We start from the raw sequence: 17,925 nt of genomic DNA, 5'->3' as shown, positions 1-17,925 counted from the left end.
TCGGATGCAATTTAGGCATCTCAAACCAAAAACGGCCCCAATTCGGGGCCGTTTCACGTGTCGTCAGGTGGGTGATGGGTCAGCTGATGGTGCCGTGTCCGTCGTCCCATTTCAGTTGCGGCGCAAAGCGTGGGCTGGTCACGACGAAGTTGTACAACGTGGTTTCGGACAGCCCCATGACGAAGGGCGGAACGTAATCCATCCATGTCTCGACGACGATCACCGTGTCGCCGTTGGCCGTGACCGGAAGCCGCTGCGACACCGCCGCGGTTGCCGTGTCGTCCAGTGCGGTTTTCAGGCCGCGGGCCTTGGACCACACCAGATCGAACTGCCGGTCCTCGCCGTCATAGCGATACACCGAAATGCGCAGGCTGGTGTCATAGGGCCGGTTGACCAGGAATTTCAGCAGCCGATCGGTGCCGTCCACGTAGGAATCGCCGATCGGCGCCGTTTCGCGCGACAGCACATCGGATATCGTGTGCGCCGCCTTGATGTTCACATTGGCAAGGCGCAGCCCGTCGAAATAGCTGAAGAACGCAAGGATCGCCCAGGCCAGCATCGGCAACAACAGGATCGTCTCGATCGAATAGCTGCCCTCGGTGTCGCGTACGAAGCGGTTCAGGAAGGTTCGGTTTTTCATCGTTCTGGTCCTCTCAGGGCTCGTTCACGAAGGCCGAGGTGGAAATGGCGGCATAATCGCCGGAGGCATCCTTGGGCATCATCAGCCCCAGACCGGTGGTCGGGAAGATCGGCCTGGCCTTGAAGCAGGCCCGCACCAGCATCAACTCGCCCGGCTTGCCCGGAACATAGCGCGTCATCGGCTTGACCGGGTCGGCGCGGTCGACGCATTCGGCATCGGCGCTGATGGTCGCCCAGTCGCTGCGGGCCACGGTGCGCAGTTCGACCATCACGCTGTTCATGCAATCGGGCAGCAACAGCGCCTGGTCACAGACCATCTGCTTGATCTCGGCATGGGTCGGCGGGGTGCGCGGGTTGATGCGCACGGCGCGCACGGCCATGTCGGTGCCGCGTTCCAGCATGGCATGGCGCATGTTCAGCAGGCCCGCTTCGGCCCCCGACATGAACATCCACACGACCGGCGTCACCAGCAGGATGAACTCGACAGTGGCGGTGCCGTCTTCGTCGCGACGCATCAATCCAAGACGCCGCAGCAGGGGGGACAGGAAAGGTGTCATTGGGTCAACCTCAGCTTGGTGATGGATGCGGCGATCTGGTCGAATGCGGCCTCCAGATCGTCGCCGACCACGCGGATGAAATAGTTCGGCGTGCTGGCGCACTGGCTCATGATGTTGGCGGAATGGTCCGTCACCTCGAAGCCGATGGTGAAGATCGTGGCGCCCTTGTCGCGCAGCTGGTCACACAGTTGCAGCTGGCGCGCATCCTTGGTGGGGCCGTTCACCGGCGACCAGACATCGCGCAGGAACTGGTTGTAGACGCTGTTGGACCCGGATTCGGCCCGCACATAGTAATAGGCGAAATGGCGCACCGACATCTCGGCCCACAGGTCGGCATAATCCAGTTCGACGGGCGCGATCGCCTGGTCATAGGGTTGCGCGGCGGTGGTGCCGGGCGCGCCGAAGGGCTGGGCGGTGTATCCGGCCGAAAACGACCGTCTGGCGATGCCCGGCGCGGCAGGAATGGTGCGGGCCGGATGCCAATAGCGCACTTCGTTTGCGATGCCGTTGCGGTTTTCGTCGCCCACTTCGTCGGCGCGGAACGAATAGAACTGGAAATCGGCACCGGGGATCGGGCGCCAGCGATAGACCCCCGAGGCGCCGTTGGCATAGGCCGGTGCGATTTCCTGCTGTTCGGTGTTCACGCCGTCGGTCAGGACCACGACATATTTCTGCGTGTTGCCCCGGTCCCAATCATAGGGACGGTTGTCGTGCATCGCGTCGATCTCGTCTTCGTCGATCAGCGCCCGGGTCAGATTCCGCGCGCTGGGATCGAGGAACGCGGCACCCCACTTCAGCCCGATCTCGATCGAGGTATTGCCGTTGGCGGTCAGGTTGTCGATGTGCTGCTTGATGACCTCGGGATCGCTCAGCAGGGGGCGCACGCGCTGGTCTTCCTCGGGACGGCAGACGAACAGTGTCGGATCCTCGGAGGAATACCACTGGTCGAAATGGGCGGTGTGCGCATAGACGTCGCCGGCCCGGATTTCGGATGTGGCAAAATCGGCGTCGGTGAACGACAGGCACGACGAATAATCGTGCTGGCGGGTCACGCCCAGCTCTTCCAGGATGACCGGACCGGCCGACACATGGGTCGCATAGGGGATCAGGCTGACGGTGACGTGGTCGGCGTTTCCGCCGGCATAGATCGTGTCGATGAACCGCTTTCCGGCGGCCTTCAGGTCGTTCAGCTTGGACGTGCTGCCGGGGGCCGAGCTGGCCCAGTTCATCGAGTTCGACACGTCGAGCACCAGCGAGATCTCGATGTCCTGCTTCAGTTCGGTGGCGGCGGAAAACGAATGCGGGCGCAACTGGTCGACACCCGTCAGATCCATGAAGTTCATGAACAGCGTTTTCTGAAACTGCTCCGTCTCGACCGACACCGACCGATGGTTGACGCCCTCGGTGACCTGCACATCCTTGAGCGACGCCCCCAGACCTTCCTTTTCGAAATAACTCGTGACGATGTCGCGGGCCGGGATCGTCTGATCCAGGTCCGACGCGGCCAGGGCGGCGCGATCGCCGAGGTTCTGAAGACGGGTGCGGTTGTTCTCGAAGATCATGATGTCGACGGCGATGCCGCCCACCAGCACCATGCAGATGAACAGGAACAGGGCCAGGATCGTCATCGAGCCTTCTTCGGACCCGATCATGGTTTCCCGTATCTCTTTGATCGTCAATCTGTCCCGCATGGCGCCTCGCATCAATCGAAATTGCATTGAATTAACTGCATGTCTCTCGAGTGACGCCCGAATTGGGGCAGGAATGTGGCGGATGGGTTTTCGCGCCCACACGGCCCACGAAATGCGAAACAATCAGGAAGGCAGCCGGTAACTGTTCGGCCCGTGGCGACGGAAATGTGGCGCCCCCGCGTCCGCCGCCAACGACCCCGAAAGCCGCCGGGTTTTCGAATCACCGCTTCCACGGTGTTATTTACCGGATACTCATGGTTAAGTCCGACCATGACCGGATCGGGCCCAGGACAGGCCGATTCGGGGTCACGTGAGGGAGGACAGAATGATCAGCCACGCCAGGGAACCCAGTTTTCGTGAATCCGTCGACCTGATGTTCAACAGGGCCGTCGCCCTCATGGATATCAGCCCCGGCCTTCAGGAAAAGATCAGGATCTGCAACGCCACCTATACCGTGCGCTTCGGGGTGCGTCTGCGCGGCGATATCCATACGTTCACCGGCTATCGATCGGTCCATTCGGAACACATGGAGCCGGTCAAGGGTGGGATCCGCTATTCGCTGGGCGTGAACCAAGACGAGGTCGAGGCGCTGGCCGCCCTGATGACATACAAGTGTGCGCTGGTCGAAACGCCGTTTGGCGGCTCCAAGGGCGGGTTGTGCATCGACCCCCGCCAGTATGAAGAAGACGAGCTTGAGCGGATCACCCGCCGCTTTGCCTATGAGCTGGCCAAGCGCGATCTGATCCACCCGTCCCAGAACGTTCCGGCCCCCGACATGGGCACCGGTGAACGGGAAATGGCGTGGATCGCCGACCAGTACGCGCGCATGAACACGACCGACATCAACGCCAAGGCCTGCGTGACCGGCAAGCCGGCCCATGCCGGCGGCATCCAGGGCCGGATCGAGGCGACGGGCCGTGGGGTGGAATACGCGTTGCAGGAGTTCTTCCGCCACCCGCAGGACGTGGCCAGGGCGGGGCTTTCCGGCACGCTGGATGGCAAGCGCGTCATCATCCAGGGTCTGGGGAACGTCGGCTACCATGCTGCCAAGTTCCTGAGCGAGGATGACGGCTGTCGCATCACCGCCGTCATCGAACACGACGGCGCCCTGCTGTCCGACAAGGGGCTGGACATCGAGGCGGTGCGCCACTGGATAATGCAGAACGGCGGCGTCAAGGGCTACGCCGATGCCACCCATGTCGAGGATGGCGCCAGCGTTCTGGAACACGAATGCGACATCCTGATCCCGGCGGCGCTGGAAGGTGTCATCCACCTGGGCAACGCGGCCCGCATCAAGGCGCCGCTGATCATCGAGGCGGCGAACGGTCCGGTGACCGCCGGCGCCGATGCGATCTTGCGCGAAAAGGGCTGTGTCATCATCCCCGACATGTATGCCAACGCGGGGGGCGTCACCGTGTCGTATTTCGAATGGGTGAAGAACCTGTCGCACATCCGCTTCGGCCGGATGCAGCGTCGGCAGGAGGAATCGCGCCACGAACTGCTGATCAACGAACTTGAACGGCTGTCGCGGGACCGCGAACTGGGCTGGACCCTGTCGCCCGGCTTCAAGCAGAAGTACCTGCGCGGCGCGGGCGAGCTGGAGCTGGTCCGGTCGGGGTTGGATGACACGATGCGCGGCGCCTACCAGGCCATGCAGGAGGTCTGGCACGAACGCGGCGATGTGGACGATCTGCGCACCGCCGCCTACCTGGTGTCGATCGGGCGGGTAGCGGCGGCGTATCGCGCCAAGGGTTTGTAGGAACGCGGCGCGGGCGTCGAACGCGCCCGCGCCCTGCACCGGAGGCGCCCCATGGCCGCGGATATCGGGTTTTCATGCCGTTGCGGCGCGCTGCAAGGTATCCTGCACGGGGCCTCTGCGGCGTCGGGATGTCATCTGGTCTGCTATTGCAAGGACTGCCGCGCCTTTGCGCACCGCATGGGCGTTGCCGATGACTTGCTGCCGGGCGGTGGCAGCCCCCTGTTCCAGACGACGCCGGCAATGATCGAAATCACCCGGGGCGCGGAACGGATTGCCTGTCTGCGGCTGTCGTCCAAGGGGCTGCATCGCTGGTATGCCGCCTGCTGCGACACGCCGCTGGCGAACACCGCCGGGTCGTCGCGAATCCCGTTTGCCGGTCTGTGGCGCCCGATCCTTGCCGATCACACGGCATTGGGGCCGGTGCGCACCCTCGGGTTCACCCAAAGCGCGCTGGCCGGGATCGGTGCACCCCGCAAGGACAAGGGACTGGCGCGCATGGTCGGCGGATTGCTGCGCCGTGGCATCGCCGCCTATCTGTCGGGAGAGGCGCGGAAAAACCCGTTCTTCGACAGCGCGGGCCACCCCGTCGCCACCCCCACGATCGCCGGCCCGACCCCGCCGCCAGCGCCCCGCCAACAGTGAGGCACATTCGCGGGATCGCCCGTGAAGGGAGGTAGCCGTATTCCTCCCGTCACAGCGTAACGTGCGATGAGGGGCGACACCGGGATGGACGGTGGCGCCCTTGCGATCCGGCCCGGCTCAGCCGGGATGCGTCGCCCGCATCGACTCGCGCTCGGCGAACCGCTCATACCACGCCGCCAGCGCGTCGTTGCCCTTGCGCCATGCGCGCGCGTCATGGCGCAGATCGACATAGCCAAGCGCGCAGCCGATGGCGATGTGCCCCATGTCCAGCCGCCCGGACAGGTGGCTCATCCAGCGGGTGTTCAGGGCCGAGATGGCGCGTGCCGCCTTGGCCCATTGTGCCTCGATCCATTCGTCGGACTGCTGTTCGGCCGGGCGGACCCGGCGTTCATAGGTCATGGCGACGGTGGCATCCATGATCGCGTCGCCCGTCGCTTCCAGCGTCAGGACATCCCAGATCCGGCTTGCGGGATACAGTTTGGCGCCCTTGCGCGCGTCGAGATACCGGCAAATGACGCGGCTGTCATACAGGGCGGGCCCGTCGGGGCGTGTCAGGGCCGGGATCTTGCCGGTGGGGTTGTGGGCCAGGATTTCCGGCGCGGACTTGATCGGTGTCGTCTGCACGTTCAACAGTTCGACATCGCCCAACTGGCCGGTTTCGTGAAGCGTCACCACGACCTTGCGGACAAAGGGCGACGCGGCGGAATGGAACAATTGCATGGGGGTCTCCGGCATTGGGCGACGGCGTGTCGCGCTTCAGGTTACGTCGCTTGCACCGGGTCTGTCCATCAGCGCCGCCAACAGGGGCGTGTCCTGGCCGATGCCGTGTGCCTGCATCCGTGCGGCGGCGGCGCGGCGGGCTGATTCCGTCTTGTTCTGGCCCAGCTTCCAGGTGCTGTCGATGCTGGCGATGGCAAGGCGGCAGGGCACGATGGTACGCATCATCCGCGCCATCGTGCCGGGCGACATCTTGGCGGATGTCCACGGCGCCTTGGGCGACAGCATCGTTTCGAAATGCGCCGATTGCCGGTCCAGCATGTCGCGCAGATCGCCGTCGGGCAGGCGGTGCAGCGTGCCACGCAGGTGCACGGCGACATAGTTCCACGTCGGCACCTGGTCGGCCACACCATACCAGTCGGGCGAGACATAGCCATCCGGGCCCTGCACCGCGATCACCGCCGGTTGCGGAGCCTCCAGCGCACGCAGGATCGGGTTCGAGCGGACGAGGTGCAGATCGGCGGTGGTCCCGGTATCGTCGATCAGGAACGGAACATGCGCCAGAAGCGGCCCGTTCGCGTCGTTCAGGGCCAGCGTGCCGAACCCCCGCTCGCGCGCAAAGGCCAGGCTCTGCGTTTCGGGCGTGGTGCGAAAGATCGGGTTCGGGTGCATGGTTGCGGTCCTGCGGCGGTCTGGTGTCGGGCAAGCGGTCGGCGGTCCGCAAAGCGATCGCGCGATCAGTCGATTGGCGCGGCGATCAGGCGGGTTTCGTTGCGGCCGGTGATCCGCGCCTGCACCACCGCACCCTCGGGCTGGTCGGTGGTGAAATCCACCTCGGTGAATTGCGGCGTCCGTCCCATGCGGGTGTTTTCCATCAGCACGGGATGAGTCGTGCCGATCTGTGCGGCAAGATGCGCATCGACCCGCGCTGCGCCGGCGGCGCGCAGACGGGCGGCGCGATCCTTGATCGTCGCGCCGTCCACCGCCGGCATCCGTGCCGCCGGGGTGCCCTGGCGCGCGGAATAGGGGAAGACGTGCAGCCAGGTCAGTCCGCACGCCTCGACCAGGTCCAGCGAGCCCTGGAAGTGCTCGTCGGTTTCGGTCGGGAAGCCGGCGATGATGTCGGCGCCGAACACCATGTCGGGGCGCAGGCGGCGGGCTTCGTCGCAGAACCGGATGGCGTCGTCGCGCAGGTGGCGCCGCTTCATCCGCTTCAGGATCAGGTCGTGGCCGTGTTGCAGGGACAGGTGCAGATGCGGCATCAGGCGCGGTTGCGTCGCGATGGCCTCCATCAGGTCGTCGTCCACCTCGATGCTGTCGATCGACGAGATCCGCAGGCGCGGCAGGTCCGGCACCAGTTTCAGGATCCGCATCACCAGGTTGCCGAGACGCGGCGTGCCGGGCAGATCGGCGCCCCAACTGGTCAGATCGACCCCGGTCAGCACGATTTCGTTATAGCCGCGCTGCACCAGGCGCCTGATCTGATCGACCACGACACCGGCGGGCACGCTGCGCGAATTGCCCCGGCCATAGGGGATGATGCAGAAGGTGCAGCGGTGATCACAGCCGTTCTGCACCTGCACATAGGCGCGGCTGCGCGTGCCGAACCCATCGATCAGGTGGCCGGCGGTTTCGGTAACCGACATGATGTCGTCGACCTGCACGGCCTCGGTGCCGGGGTTGGCCCAGGTGCCGGCCTGCATCTTTTCGGTGTTGCCGATGACGCGGTCGACTTCGGGCATAGCGGCGAATGTCTCGGGTTCGGTCTGGGCGGCGCAGCCGGTCACGATCAACGTGGCACCGGGATGGGCACGGCGCAGCTTGCGGATGTCCTGACGGGCCTTGCGCACCGCCTCGGCGGTGACGGCGCAGGTGTTGACCACCACGGTGTTTTCCACGCCGGCCCGGTGCGCCAGGTCGCGCATGGCTTCGGTTTCATAGGTGTTCAGGCGGCACCCATGGGTGCTGAACACCGGCGGCTTTTTCGTGAATGGCGCGTTCATCCTGCGGTCTCCAGAAACGCTGGCGTGAAGTGACCGGTGAACACATGGGCCGTCGGGCCGGTCATCCAGACCCCGTCGTCACGCCAGTCGATATCGATCGGCCCGCCATCAAGGTCGATCCGCACGCGCCGCCCGGTCAGGCCGCGCCGCGCCGCCGCCACCGCCACCGCACAGGACGACGACCCCGATGCCAGGGTCAGGCCCGCGCCGCGCTCCCAAACCCGCATCCGAAGGTGATCCGGTGCGATGACATGGGCCACCTGGACGTTCGTGCGTTCGGGGAACAGGGGGTGATGTTCCATTGCCGGCCCGAAGGCGGGAAGGTCCACCGCTTCGGCGTCATCGACGAAGAACGTGCAATGAGGGTTGCCCATTCCGGTGGCAACGGGGGCACCGTCGATGGGCAAGGCCAGCGTATCCACGGCTTGGGCCAGCGGCACATCGCGCCAGTCGGTCAGCGGCGCGCCCATGTTCACCGCCGTCAAACCGCCCCCCGCATCGCGGGCCTGCAACAGGCCGCGTTCGGTGCGCAGGGTCAGCTCCGTGGCGCCCGTGCGCGTCATCTCGTGTCGCGCGATGCAGCGGGTGGCGTTGCCGCAGGCACCGGCAGTCGATCCGTCGGCGTTCCAGAACGTCAGCCGCAGGTCGGCGGTGTCGTCGCTGTCGATTTCGGCCAGTTGGTCGAAGCCGACGCCGCGATGCCGGTCGCCGATGGCGCGCGCCAGCGCGGCCGTCATGGCCGCTTGGCCATCGCGCCGGTCGATGACGACAAAGTCGTTGCCAAGCCCATGGAACTTCATGAACTCGAGGTTGGGGGTGACGCGGGTATCCTGCATGACGCGCCCTATATCGTGTCACCGGCACTGTGGAAAGAGAGTGTCATGATTTGCGCCGGTTTTCTGCTTGACGTCGAAAAACAGGGCGGATAGGTCAGCGCCCAGTGGGCCTGTAGCTCAGTTGGTAGAGCAACTGACTTTTAATCAGTAGGTCTCGGGTTCGACCCCCGACGGGCTCACCACTTTCAATCATGCGATGCCGTGCCAAGCGTCTGGCGAGCGCGCCCGAACGTGGGGCCGCGACCGATCGGCTCGCTGAGACCTCGACCATTGGTTCGCACGGATTGCGGTGGCTTGCGCCCGCGCCTAGGATGCGCGCGAAATCCAGGGCGAAGGGGCGCACGTGAAACGATCCGACATCAACCGAATCATGGCCGACGCCGATGCGCTGATCAAATCCCATGGTTTCACCCTGCCGCCGTTCGCCTATTGGTCGGTGGATGAATTCCGCGCGAACCGGGACGTCGCGCGCCATGTCATCGATTCGCGGTGCGGCTGGGACATCACCGATTACGGTCGCGGGGATTATGATGCGATGGGGCTGTTCCTGTTCACGCTGCGCAACGGCCTGCTGGGCGATCTGCAACGGGGCGGCGGCATGTGTTATGCCGAAAAGCTGCTGATTTCCGCCGAACGGCAGGTCAGCCCGATGCACACCCACGTCATCAAGGCCGAGGATATCATAAACCGTGGCGGGGCGACGTTGGTGGTCGAACTGTTCGGCTCGGACGGTGACGGCCGATTCAGCGCGACGTCAGGCGGCACGGTGATGTGCGACGGGGTCGCGCGCCCCTTCGCGCCGGGAGAGCAACTGCGCCTTGCGCCCGGGCAGAGCGTGACCCTGCGCCCCGGTGACTGGCACGCGTTCTGGGGCGAGGGCGGTACGGTGCTGATCGGTGAGGTTTCGACCGTGAACGACGACGAAACCGACAACGTCTTCCGCGACCCCATCGGCCGCTTCGCCGAGATTGACGAGGACGAAGCGCCGCGCCACCTTCTGGTGAGCGATTACGCCACCTGGCTGGGCTGAGAGCCGGGCCGGTGTGACAGGTGCAACCGCTCGAAAAGCTCGGGCGCGACGGCGCGTCCGGCCAGAAAGCCCTGGATGGTCCGACACCCTTCGCGGCGCAGCCACGTCATCTGTTCCCGCGTCTCCACGCCTTCCGCCACCACCCGCAGGCCCAGCGCCCGCCCCAGCGTCAGGATCGCACGCAGGATCGCCTCGGACCCTGCCACATCAGGTGTTGCCTGGTCGCTCAGCGCGCAGGGCAGGGGCAGGACAAGACTGCGGTCGATCTTGATCTCCGACACGGTGCTGTTGCGAAGATAGCCGAGCGATGAATACCCGGTGCCGAAGTCATCGACCGAGATTTCGACACCCGCGGCCTTCAGCCGCTCGAAGTTCGCAATCGTGTGCCGCGACATCGCCAGCAATGCGGTTTCGGTGATCTCGACCGTCACGGCGGTCGCCGCGACCCTTTCCCGTTCGAGCAGGCCCAGCAGCCGTGACGCCATCGCCTCGTCCTCGAAGCTGTGCGGCGACAGGTTGATGCTGGCCGGGACGGTGTGGCCGGCGGCGTGCCACCGGCCCAGCTGGCGGGCGAAGGCCCGCATCACGTAATCGTCGATATCGCCGATCATGCCGGTCTTTTCCGCGATCGGAATGAATTCTGCCGGCCCGACCCGCCCCAGTTCGGGCGAACACCAGCGCAGCAGCGCCTCGGTGCCGATCAATCGGAAGGCGTCTTCGGTGTCGGGGTCCGAGTCGTTCGGAAGCGCGAACTTGGGCTGGAAGGCCAGCGTGAATTCGCCGTTGCCAAGGCCCTGTCGCAACGCCTGGACGATGGTGCTCTGGCGGGTCAGGTGGGCGTCCATGGCGGGGGTGTGGCGGACCCGCCGGTTGCCGCCGGCCGTTCGCGCCGCGACCGCGGCGATGGCGGCCTGGCGGATCAGGGTTTCTGCCACCGGCCTGTCGTCGCCGCGGCCAGGGGCGGCACGCGCGATCCCGATGCTGGCCGTGGCATGGGCCGATCCCGCGCAGGTCGCGATGGGGTGGCGCAGGGCGGCACGGATGTCCTGTGCCAGCAGGTCGGCGGTGCCTTTCGCCGACTGGTCCAGCCGAATCAGGAACGACGCCCCGGATCCGCGTGCCAGCATGCCGCGTGTTCCGATCACCTGCGCCAGCCGCGCCGCCAGCCCGTGCAGAAACCCGTCGGCGCCATCCCGGCCCAGCAGGATTTCGATGCTCCGAAAGCCGTCGATCCGCACGTTCAGCACCGCGACCGTATCGGCGCCGGTCGCAAGCGCCAGCGACAGACGTTGCGCAAAGCCGTGGTGGTCGGGAAGATCGGCCAAGGGATCCGGCGTTGCCGCCGGATCCCGGTCCATCGCTGGCGAAAGCGGGCAGGGCGCCAATCGGGTCATGCGGCCAGCACCGCGGCCTCTTCGGCGGCATCGTCATGCACGGTGCGGGCCCGTCCGGCGGTCTTGGCGGCATAGAGGCGTTCATCGGCCTGCTTGAACACGGTGTCGAACGTCTGGTTCGCATCGGTGTGCAGGGCCAGACCGGCCGAGAACGAAATCGGGGCGCGATCGCTGATCCGGGTGAAGGTGTCGGCCTGCAGATCGATGCGGAACCGGTCCAGACGGGCGGCGATGGTTTCCAGATCGCTGGCGGGGAACAGGATGACGAATTCCTCGCCGCCGACACGATACACGGGGGTGTCGACATCGACACGCGAGCGCAGCATGCAGGCGAAATCCTTCAGGACACGGTCACCGACATCGTGACCCAGGGTGTCGTTGATCTTCTTGAAATGGTCGATGTCGATCAGCGCCAGAACGGTGCCCGTGCCATGGGCGTCAAAGGCGGCATGAAGGCCACGACGGTTCTGCACGCCGGTCAGCGGGTCGATGGTCAGCTGGAACTCCAGCTCGGTGCGCTGTTCCTGCAATTGCGCCATTTCGGCTTTCATCTGCGACACGACACGCTCCAGCTCGCTGTTGGCGCGCTTGAGGCGGGGGGCTTCGTTGACCGGGCCGGCAGGGACATCTTCGGACATCACGTGATGCGCGCCGATCAGCCAGCCGAACCCGACCAGGCCCGCCGTCAGGGCGAACCGCGCCGAGTCGATGCCCGCGATGCGGATGTCCATGACGCTGAGCGCGACCGCCGTCAGCATCGGCAGCGCCAGAAGGCTTGCCAAAGCCATTATCAGGCGAAAATGCCGCGACGTGGGGGCGGAGAACAGCGCGAGGCCACGCAAGCGTTCGACCATGCTGTTCAGCATGTTCGCGCCGTTCTGTGTGCTGGCTGTCCGGAACATCCTATTCCCCTTTGCGTCTTTTGTGACCATCCCCTTTCGGAAGTGCCTGCCAGGGGCGGTCTTTGTTGAAGCAACATTAACCATGGGAACGTGACCGGATTCGGATCGGCCCGTGACGAGAGCCGGGCATCTTTGGACGACATTGCGGCAGGATGTGGCGAAACCGGGGCAGGGGCCCGAAATTACAACCCAAGGGTGATCGAACCAGCCTGCGCGGGGGGGAAATGGGGCTGATGCGCCAACAGCGGCAAAAACATCACTTATCCACAGTCAGCGAAAAGAAGAGGCTGGAAAAGGCGGTCCAAGGTTGGCATGTTTGCGTCGCGCCTTTCGCAGAAACCGGAAAACCGGTCCCGGGCGCAACGAGCAGACCAGAGGCAAAATTTTCCGGCCGGACAATATTCCGTATCGCGATACGGGGGAGATTTTATGACGCGTGCCACGACCTTTTCCGTGGTCCGATCGGTGTGTCGCAAGGGTGTCGTCATCCTTGCCCTGACCGTGACGGCCTGCAACGTGGTCCCGGCGGGGTTGCCGTTCGGCGGCGCCACCAAGTCCGATGCCACGTATTCGCGCGGACGGATGAACCAGATGTGGGTGAACCCTCCGGGTGCCCTTGTGATGCTGCAACGTGACGCCTCGGGCGGCGGTGAACAGATCATCGGTCTGGCCAATGAGACCGCGATGAAAGGCGACAACTTCCTGTGGGTCAGCCCGCAGAAGGGGCGCCGCGGCGGGCTCAGCCTCGATGGGCTGGTGGAACGGGTGGGCGGCATTCCGGAACCGTTCCGGACCGTCGACAACAGCAACCTGCGCAGCGGGCAGGATTCGCAGGGCGATTTCTTCTGGCAGGAATACCGCAGCGGCGCACAGACCAACTGTGTTCTCGCGTTCCGCAACGTCGATCGCGGTGGCCGCAGCTATGACATGTTCCTGCGCAACTGTGTCGACGGCTCGATCGACGATGCGCTTGTTCCGATCCGCGACGGTCAGGTCGCCTATTCTTCGCGCTCGGCGGGCGGCACCGCCGCCGGCGGGAACCGCAACCTTTCGCCGCTGGCGGCGCCGCTTTGATGGCGCCATGCCGCGACGTTCAAATTTGACGGACACCGGATGAAAGCCTTTGCCAAAAAGAACAGGACGGGCAACTTTCCGATCCTGCTGCTCTGGACGCTGATCGCAATTCCGATCGGCGTGCTGATCACCGTTCCGACCTCTACCGCCGGTCAGGCGTTCCTTGGAATCGTCGCGGTTGCGATCATCGCGCTGCTCAAACCCTTTGCCCACCTGATCGTGCCCCGCTTTGCCCTGCTGGCGGTCGCCACCTTGCTGGTCATGCGCTATTGGGTGTGGCGGATCACCGAAACCATTCCCGATATCTCGCAGCCCCTGTCGTTTGCGGTGGCGATGCTGCTGCTGGCGGTCGAGACCTATTCGATCCTGGTCTTCCTGCTGAACGCCTTCATCGTCGCAGACCCCACCGAACGCCCGTTTCCCGCGCAGGTTTCGCCCGAAGACCTGCCGACGGTCGACATCCTGATCCCGTCCTACAACGAGCCGGTCGAGATGCTCAGCGTGACGCTGGCCGCGGCGCGCAACATGATCTATCCGCGATCCAAGCGCACCGTGGTGTTGTGCGATGACGGCGGCACCGATCAGCGGTGCAATTCGTCCGATCCCGAACTGGCGGCGAAATCCAGGCAGCGGCGGGCCGAGCTTCAGGCGCTGTGCGCCGAACTGGGCGTGAAATATTCGACCCGGGCGCGCAACGAACATGCCAAGGCCGGCAACATGTCGGCCGCGCTCGAGGATCTGAACGGCGATCTGGTCGTCGTCTTCGATGCCGACCACGTGCCCAGCCGCGATTTCCTGGCCCGCACCGTCGGATATTTCAACCAGGACCCCAAGCTGTTCCTGGTGCAGACGCCGCACTTCTTCATCAACCCCGACCCGATCCAGCGCAATCTGCAACTGTCGCCGAAATGCCCCCCCGAGAACGAGATGTTCTATTCCTTCGTGCACCGCGGACTTGACCGGTGGGGTGGGGCGTTCTTCTGCGGATCGGCCGCCGTCCTGCGGCGTCGCGCGCTGGACAGCGTGGGTGGCTTTGCCGGCGAAACCATCACCGAAGACGCGGAAACCGCGCTGGAGATCCACGCCGCCGGCTGGAAAAGCCTGTATCTGGACCGGGCGATGATCGCGGGGCTGCAACCCGAAACCTTTGCGTCGTTCATCGAACAGCGCGGCCGCTGGGCCACGGGCATGATGCAGATGCTGCTGATCAAGAACCCGCTGTTTCGCCGTGGCCTGCGCCTGCCGCAACGCCTGTGCTATCTCAATTCCATGAGCTTCTGGCTGTTTCCGCTGATCCGGCTGACCTATCTGCTGGTTCCGCTGGTCTATCTGTTCTTCGGGATCGAGATCTTCGTGGCCACCTTCCCCGAGGTGATGGCCTACATGATGTGCTATCTCGCCGCCGCCTTCATGGTGCAGAACGCGCTTTATACCCGCACCCGATGGCCGCTGATCTCGGAAATCTACGAGGTCGCCCAGGCGCCCTATCTGGCCAAGGCGGTGTTCAAGACGGTGATTTCGCCGCGCAGCGCCAAGTTCAACGTGACGGCCAAGGACGAAACCCTTGCCGAGGATTACATCTCGCCGATCCACTGGCCGCTGACGATCATGTGGCTGGCGATGCTGGCGGGGCTGATCGCCTTCGTGATCCGCTGGATCGCGTTCCCGGGCGACCATTCGGTTCTCAGCGTCGTGGGCGGCTGGGCGATCTTCAACTTCATCCTTGTCAGCCTTGCCTATCGGGCGGTGGCCGAAAAGCAGCAACGCCGTGCTTCGCCGCGGGTCGATGTCGAAACGCCCGCCACCCTTTGGCTGGCCGGCGACGACAGCGATACCTTGCCCGTGCAGCTGCTCGATGCCTCGACCAGCGGTGTGCGGATCCTGTTGGGGCGTGATGTCGGATCGATCCAGTCGTCGAAACTGGAGGGCCAGCTGATCTGCTTCCAACCCGATTTCCCGGAGGCGCCACAGCTTGAGGTGCCGGTTTCGGCCCGTATCGTATCGGTCCAGAGCACGGCGGAAGGTCAGATTCTGGGTCTGTTGCTGGAGGCCGACCAGAACATGAAGGCCCGCGAGGCGGTCGCCTATCTAATCTTCGGCGACAGCGAGGCCTGGCGCCGCACCCGTGCCGCCAGCCAGGGCCGCAAGGGCATGTTGGCGGGGTTCGGATATACCCTGTATCTTTTCGCCACCGGCTTGCCCGCGTTGCTGCGTGATCTCGCCCGCGAACCGGCACGCCGCGCCGCGCTCGATATCCTGCCGCCCGCCGACGAGAAGCCGGCGCACCTTCTGGCCTTCGGTGTCGACCTCGAGGCCGAGGCCCGCGCCCGCCGCGCCGCGCGCCAGGCGCTGGCCGAAGAACTGGCCGCCGCCGCCGAGGATCCCCCCGGATGGAGCGACGACGGCGCCGTGGTCGGAGGCAAGCCGTGAGCGTGTTTTTCCTCCGCTGCCCCCTGCTGATCGCCACGACGCTGATCGGTGCCGTGGTCTGGGCGCCCGTGGCGGCGCAGTCGCCCGCGGACGTTCCGACCATCGACCTTGCGCCGGTGCTGGACCTCGCGATCGAACAGGACGACGGCCCAAGCCCGGCGCCCGCCCCGGTTCCCGACGTGGCACCCACGACGCTGGACGTGGTGCCCGACGACGCGCTGACATTGCCGGCGTTCAACCGGTCGGGCGATGCCCCCGCTGTCACCACCGATCAGCCGGCGCTGTTGCCGCTTGCGCCGGCCCGCCCGTCGCTGGACAGCATCGTGCGGCTGACCGGCGAAGTTCAGCACGCCGATTTCACCATCGATCTGCCGGATTACGCGCTGCCGCGTGACCTGGCGATCTCGTATCGGGTTGCCATCAACGTTCTGCCCCAGGAATCGCACCTGACGGTTCGCGTCAACGGCACCGACCTGCCGCAGATTCAGCCGGATGCCTTCGAGGGTTTCGAAACCGTCCTGCTGCCCGCCAACCTGCTGGTGCCGGGGCGCAACGACATCCGGATCACGGTGCAGCACGGCCACCGCATCTTCTGTGGTCCCGAAGCGACCTTTGCCGTCTGGACCGAAATCGATACCGACGCCAGCGGCGTGCGTATGGCCGCGGCGGATCTGCCGCCCGATCCCCTCGGGTTGCGCCTGGCGCTGGGCGCGCAGATGGCGCAATCGGGCAATCTGCCCGTGCGGCTGGCCAATCCCGAGGATGCCGGCATCCTGGTCGCGCTGACCCCGCGCCTGTCGGGGCTGCGGCCCGGGGCGCCGGTCGAAATGGATCTGCAACCGTTCCATTCCGTTGCCGAAGGTCCGTCACAGGTGGCGCGCATCACGGTCCTGTCCGGCGCAACGCCCGCGGCCAGCGTGCGGCGCGGTGCCGACGGGGCCCTGGTCCTGTTGCTGACGGTCGGATACGATGGCACCTATCCCGACATCGCGCCCTTCCTGCCGACGCCCGAACCGGTGGCCAACCTTGCCACCTTGGTGCCGGGCACGCCCATGACCCTGGCCGACCTGGGGTTCGAGCGGACCGACGCATTCAACCGCTATACCGAACAGCCGGTCGAGTTCCTGCTGCCCCGCGATTGGTTGATCCTCACGGCCAAGAAGGCCCGGCTGAGCCTGAATTACGCGTTCGCGGACGATCTGCCCGAAGGCGCGCTGATGCTGGTCAAGGTCAACGGTGAAACGGTGCGGCTGCTGCCGCTGGATGTCAGCGGCGGGCGGACGCTGCCGACGCTGGACATCGATTTCCCGGCCCGCCTGATGCGGCCGGGCGCCAATGCACTGACCTTCGTGACGATCGTGCCGGGTGATCCGCCGGATCTGCCCTGTCTCGCCGGCACCGGCCCGCTGGTAAGCATCGGGCCGGGATCGGCGCTGCGGGTGCCGGAATCGCCGAAAATGCGCCAGATCGACCTGTCCGATCCCCTGGCGACCCTGCGGTTCGACCAGATTCAGCCGGTGTCGGGCGAGATGGAAGACCTGCCCGCCGGCCGGCTTCTCGAACGTCTGGCGTCTGCCTTTCGTCCGATCGACGGCACCACGCGGGCCGAGGCGGCCAGCCTGACGGTGACGAATGTCCGCACGCTGGAAGGTCTGGACCTGACCGATCTGGGGATCGGACGGCGCGACCTGATCCGCCTGCTGCCCGAAACCGTCGCGCCGCTGGAGCCGTCGGGCGAAACCGCCGACGCCGAAACCCCGCCGGTGGCGCAAACGCGCGGCACCATCCAGAAGGCGAAGGATGGCATTCAGGCGGCCGCCGCATGGTTCGCCCGGCTGGCGGTGCCCGGTGACGGCCCGCTGGAAACATGGCTGGCGGGGCGCAGCGCGCAGGCGGTGTTGTTCATTCCCGACGCCGAAGCCCCGGAATCGGTCTGGCTGATGGCCGATCCCGATGTCGACGCACGCCGGCTTGCCGCCGTTCTGGCGCAGGCGCGCCTTTCGCCCGAGGGGCCGCGCGGCCGCCTGGCGATCCTCGATCCCGAAGGGCGTTGGGAAAACTGGCAGCCGGCATCGCGCCCCCCAAACCTCGACGAGCCGCTGACCATCGCGAACTTCCATCGTGTCGCCGGCAATTATGCGTCGTGGTCGCCGCTTCTGTTCGGCACAACCCTGCTGGCGCTGACATTCCTTTCCGTTTGCCTGGCCCTGATCTTCATCGTCTCGACAAGAGGAGCGCGGAAAAGATGAAC

At 65.5% G+C, this 17,925-nt stretch carries 15 protein-coding genes and 1 tRNA gene; 7 read left to right on the top strand and 9 right to left on the bottom strand.

All coding sequences use genetic code 11. The features are described 5' to 3' along the window. Window positions 1-79: 79 nt before the first annotated feature. The 3 genes from CFP68_RS11195 to CFP68_RS11185 are packed head-to-tail and all read right to left on the bottom strand — an operon-like array spanning window position 80 to window position 2,848. Window positions 80-640 (bottom strand): TadE/TadG family type IV pilus assembly protein, encoded by a 561-nt coding sequence (locus CFP68_RS11195; protein WP_099827008.1) that lies wholly within the window; start codon window positions 638-640, stop codon window positions 80-82. A 13-nt stretch (window positions 641-653) separates the two neighbouring features. Further along, complete coding sequence (locus tag CFP68_RS11190) at window positions 654-1,196, bottom strand: TadE/TadG family type IV pilus assembly protein (protein ID WP_099827007.1); 543 nt, start codon at window positions 1,194-1,196, stop codon at window positions 654-656. Further along, complete coding sequence (locus tag CFP68_RS11185; RefSeq protein ID WP_158234159.1) at window positions 1,193-2,848, bottom strand: pilus assembly protein TadG-related protein; 1,656 nt, start codon at window positions 2,846-2,848, stop codon at window positions 1,193-1,195. Before CFP68_RS11185 ends, CFP68_RS11190 begins: the two co-directional genes overlap by 4 nt. Window positions 2,849-3,212: 364 nt before the next feature. On the opposite strand from CFP68_RS11185, the gene CFP68_RS11180 reads away from it, so the two are divergent. Both CFP68_RS11180 and CFP68_RS11175 read left to right on the top strand, forming a co-directional pair. Continuing rightward, window positions 3,213-4,646, top strand: coding sequence for a Glu/Leu/Phe/Val family dehydrogenase (locus tag CFP68_RS11180; RefSeq protein ID WP_241524050.1), 1,434 nt, complete (start codon window positions 3,213-3,215; stop codon window positions 4,644-4,646). Between the two features lie 51 nt (window positions 4,647-4,697). Further along, window positions 4,698-5,288, top strand: a complete 591-nt coding sequence (locus CFP68_RS11175) for a DUF6151 family protein (RefSeq protein ID WP_099827005.1) — start codon at window positions 4,698-4,700, stop codon at window positions 5,286-5,288. Window positions 5,289-5,405: 117 nt separating this feature from the next. On the opposite strand, the gene CFP68_RS11170 is transcribed toward CFP68_RS11175, so the two are convergent. The 4 genes from CFP68_RS11170 to dapF form a co-directional block, all read right to left on the bottom strand. Then, window positions 5,406-6,008: a glutathione S-transferase gene (locus CFP68_RS11170; RefSeq protein ID WP_099827004.1), complete on the bottom strand. Its 603-nt coding sequence runs from the start codon at window positions 6,006-6,008 to the stop codon at window positions 5,406-5,408. Between the two features lie 36 nt (window positions 6,009-6,044). Beyond that, complete coding sequence (locus CFP68_RS11165; RefSeq protein WP_099827003.1) at window positions 6,045-6,677, bottom strand: FMN-binding negative transcriptional regulator; 633 nt, start codon at window positions 6,675-6,677, stop codon at window positions 6,045-6,047. Window positions 6,678-6,742: 65 nt separating this feature from the next. After that, window positions 6,743-8,008, bottom strand: coding sequence for a tRNA (N(6)-L-threonylcarbamoyladenosine(37)-C(2))-methylthiotransferase MtaB (gene mtaB / locus CFP68_RS11160; protein ID WP_099827002.1), 1,266 nt, complete (start codon window positions 8,006-8,008; stop codon window positions 6,743-6,745). Further along, window positions 8,005-8,844: a diaminopimelate epimerase gene (gene dapF / locus CFP68_RS11155; protein WP_099827001.1), complete on the bottom strand. Its 840-nt coding sequence runs from the start codon at window positions 8,842-8,844 to the stop codon at window positions 8,005-8,007. Before dapF ends, mtaB begins: the two co-directional genes overlap by 4 nt. Before the next feature lie 106 nt (window positions 8,845-8,950). Here dapF and CFP68_RS11150 point away from each other — a divergent pair. Then, window positions 8,951-9,026: transfer RNA gene (locus CFP68_RS11150), tRNA-Lys, on the top strand. Between the two features lie 161 nt (window positions 9,027-9,187). Continuing rightward, a complete protein-coding gene (locus CFP68_RS11145; protein ID WP_099827000.1) occupies window positions 9,188-9,874 on the top strand; it encodes a D-lyxose/D-mannose family sugar isomerase in 687 nt (228 codons plus the stop codon). Here the strand turns inward: CFP68_RS11145 and CFP68_RS11140 are convergent. Beyond that, window positions 9,853-11,268 (bottom strand): putative bifunctional diguanylate cyclase/phosphodiesterase, encoded by a 1,416-nt coding sequence (locus CFP68_RS11140; RefSeq protein ID WP_099826999.1) that lies wholly within the window; start codon window positions 11,266-11,268, stop codon window positions 9,853-9,855. The two genes, CFP68_RS11145 and CFP68_RS11140, sit on opposite strands and share 22 nt — an antisense overlap. Then, entirely contained in the window at window positions 11,265-12,170 is a 906-nt protein-coding gene (locus tag CFP68_RS11135) for a GGDEF domain-containing protein (protein WP_158234158.1), read from the bottom strand. Before CFP68_RS11135 ends, CFP68_RS11140 begins: the two co-directional genes overlap by 4 nt. Window positions 12,171-12,599: 429 nt before the next feature. Between CFP68_RS11135 and CFP68_RS11130 the strand changes: the two genes are divergently transcribed. Genes CFP68_RS11130 through CFP68_RS11120 form a run of 3 tightly spaced genes read left to right on the top strand, consistent with a single transcriptional unit; the run spans window position 12,600 to window position 17,923 of the window. Next, entirely contained in the window at window positions 12,600-13,244 is a 645-nt protein-coding gene (locus tag CFP68_RS11130; protein WP_099826997.1) for a hypothetical protein, read from the top strand. Window positions 13,245-13,283: 39 nt separating this feature from the next. Continuing rightward, a complete protein-coding gene (gene bcsA, locus CFP68_RS11125; protein ID WP_099826996.1) occupies window positions 13,284-15,674 on the top strand; it encodes a UDP-forming cellulose synthase catalytic subunit in 2,391 nt (796 codons plus the stop codon). Continuing rightward, window positions 15,671-17,923 carry a cellulose biosynthesis cyclic di-GMP-binding regulatory protein BcsB gene (locus tag CFP68_RS11120; protein WP_158234157.1) on the top strand — a complete coding sequence of 751 codons (2,253 nt, stop codon included), beginning with the start codon at window positions 15,671-15,673 and terminating at the stop codon, window positions 17,921-17,923. Before bcsA ends, CFP68_RS11120 begins: the two co-directional genes overlap by 4 nt. The last annotated feature ends 2 nt before the right edge of the window (window positions 17,924-17,925 follow it).

The organism is Oceaniglobus indicus, from assembly GCF_002751875.1.
In the GTDB taxonomy this organism is placed as follows: Bacteria; Pseudomonadota; Alphaproteobacteria; order Rhodobacterales; family Rhodobacteraceae; genus Oceaniglobus; species Oceaniglobus indicus.
This window is presented reverse-complemented; position numbering and strand designations above follow the sequence as displayed.